Here is an 8094-nt window from a genome sequence, read left to right as displayed (position 1 = left end):
ATGTGCCGCGCAGAAAGGCCGGACATATGACCGCACCGTCCTCATGTGGTGAAATCGACTGAAAAGCATCCTTGCACCGCGGGCCGTTCCACATATGCGGGTTGATCGTGGAAGATCCGGGGACGGGTCAGGACGCCATCACGAGAGAGCGGGATTTGCCGGCTTCCGGTTGCCGCCTCTGTGCCGACAGCACAGCCCAAAAACAGAGAATGACGATGCCGGAATAATGACCACGGCGTAGGGCGGGATCAGCTATAGGAGCGACATCAGCCCGACATGATGTCCTGGTCAGATGTCAGCCGCGTCGCCGGCCAGCCTCGATGTCCAGTCTTCGACCCGTCCGGTTTCCAGTCGCCGCCGCGCATGGCGCCTCCAGCTTTCGGCCAGCTGTGGCAGTTCGGCAAGCGCCTCGAGTTCAGCGCGATTGAGCGTGTCGACATAAAATACCCGCCATATGCGGCTGATGGTCCAGGTCGGGGTGGAACGGTGAATGCGTTCGAGCCGACTGTCGGGCGCGATTTCACCCGGCTCCAGCACCCGATAATACCAGCCGGTGCGACCGCTGGCCTGTACGCGCCGCGCCATATCCGGTTGAGCCAAGCGTTCATTGAGTTTCCAGCAGGGCTGGCGGCCCTGGCTCACCTCGATGACGGCGCTGCCGATGGCGAAGACGTCGCCGACGGCCACGTCAACTTCCAACAATCCAGCTGTGGCGAGGTTTTCGCCAAAGGCGCCGGCGGCGCCGAGCACATCGCGCGGGCCGATTTCCGCAAACCATGCGGGATAATGATCGAGCGCATAGTGGTGGAGGGCCTTTTCCGCGCCGCCGTGATGCCGGATGTCGCCCTGCGCGTCACCGGCAAGGCCCAGCGGGCCGAGGATCAGAGGTCGATCGACTGGCGACTTGGCGATCCCGCTCGGAATGCCGCGCGGTCCGAGGGGCCGGACATCGCCGACGAGCAGAGCCTGCAATGGGATGACCGTCATTGTGAAGTCCCTGCGCTCGCTAGCGCCATGGCAATCCGGGCGCCAACTACGAGATCGTCCTCGACGCCGAATGTCTCGTGCAGGATCGCTCCATCGCGGCTGATCAATACTGAGGATGGGGTGCCACGAAACCCGTAGCGCCGCATCGTGACCGGGATGGGGGATTGTTCGTCCGCCATGTCGACGCCGACCGGGGAAACGATGCGATACTCATGCAGGAATGCGCGCAACGTCACCGGCGACATGGCGTCGTGATGCTCGAAGACGGTGTGAAGGCCGATGATTTGCAGGTCAGTGCTGGCGAAGACGCGTTCGATGCGCTGTACCTGCGGGATGGATTGGGCAACGCATCCCGGGCACAGCAGCTGGAAGGCGTGTAGCAACACTACGCGACCGCGCAGACCCGCAAGGGTCAGTGGTTCTGCCGTGTTCAACCAGGCGCTGACGGCGAGTTCGGGAGCGGGCGACGGGGTGGGCATCAACGTTGGTCCTTTTCGGGAACCGGGGGTCGAGGTCAGCATGTGCGACCGGGGCGGCTGTCACACCGCACAGCGCGTACTGACCCCAGGAACGTCCACCGAGATCCCCGACAGCGCGCTGGTTGCGTCGGTCGGCTCGATGAGGGTAATTTTGCTCATGTTTCTTCTCTTCAAGCCTGGAGGGGTGAAACTGCCGGTTCATCGATGGCAGTCGGCGAACCGGCCCTTCTGTCGATGGCCTCAGGCAATCCCGGTCAATGGGCGGGCGCAACCTTGCCTGGCAGGCTGAGATCCCCCGAAGCGACCTTGAACACATTGTCGACGCACAGAAGCGGCGCGTGCAGGTTTGCGTTGACCTTGAGGCCGGCGGTGACGCCATCGAACGAGGCATCGGCAATGCCGCCGATCAACGCCACGGGAATGCTCACCTCCACCGTGGCCCCCGTAAAGGTTGTGGGATAGTCTGGACTGTCGATCAGCAGCGGCACATTGGGCCAGGTCGGTGGCACTTTTGGCGTTGTGCCCTCGGGAATATCGTGAACCTTGAGGCCGCCGGGGCAGGCGGCGTCCTCTCCCAGCACCACCCAGTGGGGATGCCAGACATGGCGGTTTTCTCCGCCATAGGCGGCGTCGTCGAAATCGGGATGGAAGGTGACGGCGAGCGCCACGATCCCCTGACTGGCGTCGAACCCGATATCGCCGCTGTCGAGGCTGGTCGGCCAGACATAGGCATAGACGCTCGAGCCCTCGAACTTGCCGGTGGCGTCGGGCTTGTCGACCCCCGCTTCACCACGCACCCTTGTGGTGAAAATGGCGGTATCGCCATGGGTGACGATACTGGTTTCAATGATATCGAACGAGGCCGGAACCGCGTCGGATGGTTGGCTCGTCACGGTGTTATCATGGGCATGGGCCGGCACGGCCGACATTGCGCCGAGCAGCGCCGCCGTCAGAAGTATTCGGTGCATGTGTTCGTCTCCTTCTTCATTCGCCTGGAGGATGGTGATCCTTCTGAAATGCGCCCCAGGTGGCAGCCCGGACGGAAGGATCGGCGGTTTCGTGGTCGCGGCAGTCGATCCGCAGATCCTGCTGGCCAAAGGCCGCGTCGACGAAGTTGCAATGATGCGGCTGCGCCGCATCGGCATGCGCATAGGGCCGGAAATACCGGCAACTCACACACATGCGCTGAATGGGAATGGCGCCCTGTTCCTGAAGCTGGCGGATGACGGACACGAGCTGCACGAGCAGTTGCTCCTGATCATCATCATCAAGGGCGGAGGCAGCCCGATCCACAGCGCCGGCAGTTTCCTCACCGGCCCGGACCACAGCCCGGCCCGCACTGATGATGACGATGCGGACAGCGCGGCCATCGGCGGGATCGGCTTGCTTTTCGATCAGCGCCTTGCGCTCGAGCGCGAGGATGGAATCGGTAACGGTCGGTTGGGACACGCCGAGCTGCAAGGACAGTTCCTTGACCGTCCATCCGGGACCGCGGCCGTCCAACAGGCGCAGGATCGCCAATTGCGTCGGATTCACACCGGCGCTGCGAGCACGCACCCAATCGTCCGCCCTCAATGCCGTGGCGATCCGTTCAAGACCTTCGACAATGCGCGCATGGACCGGCGGTGCAGCAAATGGAGTTTCCATACCCTATTTAGATAGGATTCCTATTTATCGTCAATGCACTTTCTGACAGGGAGATGGGCGGAGCCGAGGCCCCGCCCGAAGTGGATTACCCAAATGCCGACATCTGGAGTTCGGCCGCCTTGCGATCGACGGTGCGGCCAGGGTTCTCAACGGCTCGCTCGAAGGGTTTCCACTTTTCGCCAATGACGTGCTCGTAGGCTGCGACCGTCCCCTCGGCGGCCATGCGCAGCGCGTGGGCCTGGAGCGCCATTTCGGCGGCGAATTCGCGCTTGCGCTGGGCGGCGCTGTCGAATCCGACAGGTCCACCGACGTCTTCATCGCGCTCGTCGCATGCGGCCTTGGCCGTTGCGTCTCGCGCCTCGGTCACCGCCCGGCTGTAGAACTGGCCGGCGCCATATGCTGAACCGACGAATGCCCCGACAATCCGTTGCAGGTGGATTTGCATGGCGCGCTCGCCAAGTCCTTCATCGAGAGCGGACGCCGTCTCGACAATGAGCTTTTCGTGCAGGTCGCGGATACCGTCGCTGTCAAGGACCGGAAGTCCGAAGCTTTCGGAAATGAGGGTGCTTTGGGCGGCATCGGGGCAGGCGAGCCGGATCATTTCCAGTGTGGTGCCTTTGCGCAAGGGAACGACACGGGCGGATGCGCGGGAATTGGCAGCTTTGTTGGTCATGGTCTGTCCTTTCTTCGGTTTCCCGAGGCTCGAACCGGCTCCGTGCCGGCCCTCCCTCGGGCGCGGGTCAAGGGAACCGGCGGAATGACGGGCGCTTCAGGGTCCGGGCGGACCGAAGGCGAGCGTGGAAGGTTTGCGGGCAAGCAGGGCCTATGTGCCCTCGCGCGGGACGCGGACCTGCCATGGCGAGACCGGGCCGCTCCGGCCGCCCCGCGGCGCGGAACGCGACCTTGAAGTGAACGGCCGCCGGTTCAGAACCGCAGCCAGACCGAGGGGGACCGGCACGGGCCTCAATATCGACACGGGAACGCGAAAGGCAGGTGGTGATGACCAGTATGCTGCCGGGATCATGCTCCGGTTTCGTTTCGCCGCCGCCTTGATCACCAACACGATCATCGGCGCTGCACTGAACGAAGCCGTCCGAGCACGTCGATATGCGCCGGGGTGCAGGACGAACAGCAACCTCTCCAGACCCGCTCGCTGCGGATGCGGGATGCCGATCAAACAATCGGACGGTTGCGCAGTCCCGCCTGCTTGCTTGTGAGGCAGGGGATGGATTTCGAGCCGCGCTCCGGAGGCTGGTCTACGAACCGGGCGGTGACCGAGGGGTGCGTGCCAGGGTCAGTCGTCATTCAGCGGCGATGCCAGAACCGGCAGGAGCGGCAGCGCGGGGCTTAGCTTGACGCCTTGGTTTCCGCCCAGACGTCTGGGCGCCATTCCTCGATCAGCTTTTCGATAGAAGCACTGTACTCTGTGGGATAGACCGCAATATCCTGTCCGGCGAGCCAAGTGAACACCGTGCCCATATCGGCGGCGATGCTGCTGTCAACGCCGAAGAGATCGGCCATGTCGAAGCCGCCCAGGCTATCCGCGTTCCACCATGCAAGAAGAAAGTTGGCCGCACGCCGGGATTGGTCCGTATCGCTCTGCGCCAAGCTCAACAGTCTTTCGAATGCAGCGCGCGTCCAGTCATCCATTTCCGTATCCTCTGCTGTCGCCACTATGGCAGATTGGCGCGTCGTCGTGAACCTGCGCTGAAAGGTCGTGCACTATTGCCGCCGACCTTCCCTCTCATGCAAAGTCCGGATCGCCTGATCCTGCCGCGCCAGCTTGCCCGACAAGGCGTCGATTTCGGCCTGGTGTTCTGCGGTTAGAGCCGTAAGCTGAGATCGATAGCGCTCGAGGAACGCGCCTGGGTCGGGCGCCTGGCCGCGGCGGTAGTGGGTCTTTTTCGGCAAGAGCGTCGGGATCAACGCCGTTATCCGTCGCGTGATCTGCCGCTCGATCCGATCCAGTTGCCGCTGCGTCTGGCGCCGCTCTTCTTCCATGCGGGAGAGCTGGCGAGAATGCTCATGGCCAAGGATCATGGCGCCCCCTCCCCCGCCAACCGACGAAACTGGAGGGGCCGTCGTAAAGGACATGGCATTCCGGATCGATGACAAAGCCGAATCGGCCAACCTCGTATTCATCGGCGGGAACAAGGAAACGCCGTTCTTCTCCATCGGCGCCCCGCCGCCCACCTTGTGTAGCGACACACTCGACAAAGCCCTTCTCCTGTTCCGAGGTGATCGCCGAGATCACAATCCAGTCCTCGGCATGTTCCAGTTCGAACGCACGCTGGTCCTTGGTGCGGGATTCGCCGGGCAGCAGAATCGTGCCGGATATCGCCTCCCAGGCGTCGGGCCAGGAATCCTTGATTGCGCGCTCTGCACAGCGCCGCTCGAAGGTGGTAAAGAGATGCGGATAGGTGAGCGCGACGATCGCCCAGCATTCATCTTCTTCATACCATCCGCCGGGAGCGCGAAGCATGGGATGGACCTTGCGATTGCGCTCGGCCGCGAGATGAAAACCACCATGACCGGCCGTCGAATGTGCGGTGACGCCTTCGGCATAGATCGTTGCGCCCTGAGACGATCCCCAGGGCGTATTGGCCGACGAATGGACGTCACGGCGGCCAAGGGAACGTTTCTCCCGCTGATGCTCGGCGTTTTCCATAACCCTTGCCCGGAAGGCGGTTTCGTCTGCGAGGTCACCGGAATGGCCGAAGAAATCATCGCGGCGCCACTGGTCGATCGGTCGGGTGATACGCCAGCCATTGGCGAGGAAGTGCCTGCCGTCACGGCCCGGCACCATGGCGAAGGCAGTATCGCCGACAAGCGCTACCCGCAGACCGTCAGCGCTGAGCCCAAAAGAGATCTCCGGAAAACCGGGGGTGATGTTGCTATTCGACTGGGAGGCCGTTGTGTTCATGCTGCTCTCCCCTCGACAATATCGGCCGCGACCTCGTCGGCGCTGACCTCCTCAAGCACCGCATTGGGATAACCGTGCCTCGACAGCCATTCCTCGGCAGCAGCGCGATGCGAGGCGAGATGAACCAGCTGGGCGTTTTCGCCCGGTCGGTCGAAGACGCGCACCGAACCAGGTGCGGGCCGCTCCTCGATCGTGAACCGCAGGGCGGAGTCGACCGAGAAGGTGCGATGCACGCGGATGGCAATCACGCCGCCAGCGCCGAAATCGGCCTCGTGCAAGGTAAAGGACGCGGCCAGCACCACATTGCCGCTGTTCCGCTCGCCCTGCCTGGCGATCAGGCGACCCTTGCTGTTGTTGTTCTGCCAGGCCGAGAGCTTCTTTCGGTGCCGCTCGGGCGGGCGGGGTGTATCGTCAGACCAGCCCACGATCGAGCCAATCGGAGCATCTTCGAAGATGGAAAGTGCGGACATGATGTCCTCCAGATTTTGACGGTGGAAACAAAACCGCCGCCGGGATCACCAGCGGCGAGAAGGTGCGTTCGGAAGAAGAAGGAGGGCTACTCGGCAGCCTCGCGGAAGCCCTCGGCATAATCCTCGTCGAACCGGTCGGTGTCGTCGTGGGTCGGTTCGACCAGTGGATCGGCTTCGTGCCCGGCCGGATCGACGGCAGAGACGGCATCGTCCTCATCGTCGACAGGGGCGTTGCTCGTCAGCCATTCCCCAAGCGCCAGGGCATCGGGTGCGAACAGCGCAGAAGGGTGGACGAAATGGCCATCCGAGAAATGCTCGACAAGTGCGGCGCGGGTATCCTTGACCCGCTGGCGCGGCAGCACCGGCGTGTCCTTGCACGAAGCCTCAAGTGCCGGGCGCGATAGGCAGGACAGGAAATCTTCCGTCCCCATGCTTGCCAGAAACCCGTCCGCGCCGACCACCTGACCAGCGACAAGCGCCAGAATGCCGGACTTGGTCATATTTTCCCGGCACGACAGCACGTCGATCAGCACGCTGCGCATTGCGACGCGCAACCTATCCATATCAAAGGAAAGCTTGCCGTCAGCGTCGAACAGGGTCGCGGCGTGTCGGCCGAAACGATTGCCGAACCGATAATCACCACCGGCGCCGGAATCGACCCGGACGTTCTGTCCGGCGAAAGCCAGAACCATAAGCGCCATCAGCGTATCGTCCTCAATGGGCGCCCGCGCCAACGCCTTCTGCAGAGCATCGGTGCGCAGGTCGCCGATCATCTCGACCCCTTTGCGCGTCACGTCCGGCCGAGGCTTGGAGACAACGATTGGCTCATCGGCGGCACCTGCGCCATTGCCCTTGATCTTTTTCGCCTCCGGCATGCGGAAGTGGACCGTTTTCACCTTGCCCTCGCGGTCGAGATACATGGCGGTGTGGTCGGACTTCTTAGGCGTGCCGTAAACCCGGCTAGCCTTTGGCGGCAGCTTGACCTCCCCGTAGCTGTTCGCCTCCGTGATAACGCCCTTTTTCGGCAGATTTTGCGTCATCCATTCCTGCTGCGCGCCGAGAAACGCCTCGACGTCGACAGTGTAGCGGCTGTCCTGGTCGGCAGGCGCGAACAGATCCTCCACCCAGGCAATGCCGTAGGCTTGCGCCAGATCGTCGCTAAAGCTGGCATCGCGCGCATACATGCGGGTTCTGGCAAGACCATTGGCGACGCTCCACCACGACACCTGCGGATCCCCCTTGGAGGGCTTATGCGCCTTCCAGACTTCCTTCTGCTCATCGAGCGAGGCGGCCGCGATCGTACGCAGCTGGCGCTCGTCGGGCATGTCACCTTTCGCCATATGATCGAGCATCGCCGGCAGGACATTGGCGAGAAGCCGAAGTTTCTTGATCTGCCGGATCGGCAGCGCGAGGGCGACGGCAATCGCTTCCTCGGTCCAGCCGAGCGCTACAAGCCGCTCGATGGCTCGCCACTGATCGACGGGATTCATCGCTTAGGTTATGCGTCAAGTGTCCTGTTAGCTGGATGACGCTGATTCTAAGGACTTTTCAGCTGTGAGCGGTAGTTCGAGTGTATCTTTGGCTCCGC

The 8094-nt window shown here is 62.8% G+C and carries 10 protein-coding genes; all 10 read right to left on the bottom strand.

The genetic code is table 11. The features are described 5' to 3' along the window. Positions 1 to 288: 288 nt before the first annotated feature. On the bottom strand, positions 289 to 987 hold the full coding sequence (locus DES43_RS21605) for an MOSC domain-containing protein (RefSeq protein ID WP_133676337.1): 699 nt from the start codon (positions 985 to 987) through the stop codon (positions 289 to 291). Continuing rightward, positions 984 to 1466 (bottom strand): thioredoxin domain-containing protein, encoded by a 483-nt coding sequence (locus DES43_RS21600; protein ID WP_133676335.1) that lies wholly within the window; start codon positions 1464 to 1466, stop codon positions 984 to 986. The genes DES43_RS21605 and DES43_RS21600 overlap by 4 nt, the downstream gene beginning before the upstream one ends. A 254-nt stretch (positions 1467 to 1720) precedes the next feature. Continuing rightward, positions 1721 to 2434, bottom strand: a complete 714-nt coding sequence (locus tag DES43_RS21595) for a hypothetical protein (protein ID WP_133676333.1) — start codon at positions 2432 to 2434, stop codon at positions 1721 to 1723. A 16-nt stretch (positions 2435 to 2450) separates the two neighbouring features. Next, positions 2451 to 3041 (bottom strand): MarR family winged helix-turn-helix transcriptional regulator, encoded by a 591-nt coding sequence (locus DES43_RS21590; protein ID WP_245514621.1) that lies wholly within the window; start codon positions 3039 to 3041, stop codon positions 2451 to 2453. A gap of 157 nt (positions 3042 to 3198) precedes the next feature. Continuing rightward, on the bottom strand, positions 3199 to 3786 hold the full coding sequence (locus DES43_RS21585; RefSeq protein WP_133676329.1) for a hypothetical protein: 588 nt from the start codon (positions 3784 to 3786) through the stop codon (positions 3199 to 3201). A 674-nt stretch (positions 3787 to 4460) separates the two neighbouring features. After that, a complete protein-coding gene (locus DES43_RS21580; protein WP_133676327.1) occupies positions 4461 to 4763 on the bottom strand; it encodes a DUF7673 family protein in 303 nt (100 codons plus the stop codon). 72 nt (positions 4764 to 4835) lie between these two features. Further along, the gene (locus tag DES43_RS21575) at positions 4836 to 5153 is read right to left on the bottom strand and encodes a hypothetical protein (protein WP_133676325.1); all 318 of its coding nucleotides are present in this window, start codon (positions 5151 to 5153) and stop codon (positions 4836 to 4838) included. Then, positions 5137 to 6036: a DUF7007 domain-containing protein gene (locus DES43_RS21570; protein WP_133676323.1), complete on the bottom strand. Its 900-nt coding sequence runs from the start codon at positions 6034 to 6036 to the stop codon at positions 5137 to 5139. Before DES43_RS21570 ends, DES43_RS21575 begins: the two co-directional genes overlap by 17 nt. Beyond that, positions 6033 to 6506, bottom strand: a complete 474-nt coding sequence (locus tag DES43_RS21565; protein ID WP_133676321.1) for a hypothetical protein — start codon at positions 6504 to 6506, stop codon at positions 6033 to 6035. The genes DES43_RS21570 and DES43_RS21565 overlap by 4 nt, the downstream gene beginning before the upstream one ends. An 86-nt stretch (positions 6507 to 6592) precedes the next feature. Continuing rightward, the gene (locus DES43_RS21560) at positions 6593 to 7996 is read right to left on the bottom strand and encodes a plasmid partitioning protein (RefSeq protein WP_245514620.1); all 1404 of its coding nucleotides are present in this window, start codon (positions 7994 to 7996) and stop codon (positions 6593 to 6595) included. Between the last annotated feature and the right edge of the window lie 98 nt (positions 7997 to 8094).

It is taken from the genome of Aquamicrobium defluvii, from assembly GCF_004363725.1.
GTDB lineage: Bacteria > Pseudomonadota > Alphaproteobacteria > Rhizobiales > Rhizobiaceae > Mesorhizobium > Mesorhizobium defluvii.
Note: the sequence above shows the minus strand (reverse complement) of the source record. Positions and strands in the feature narration are given on the sequence as shown.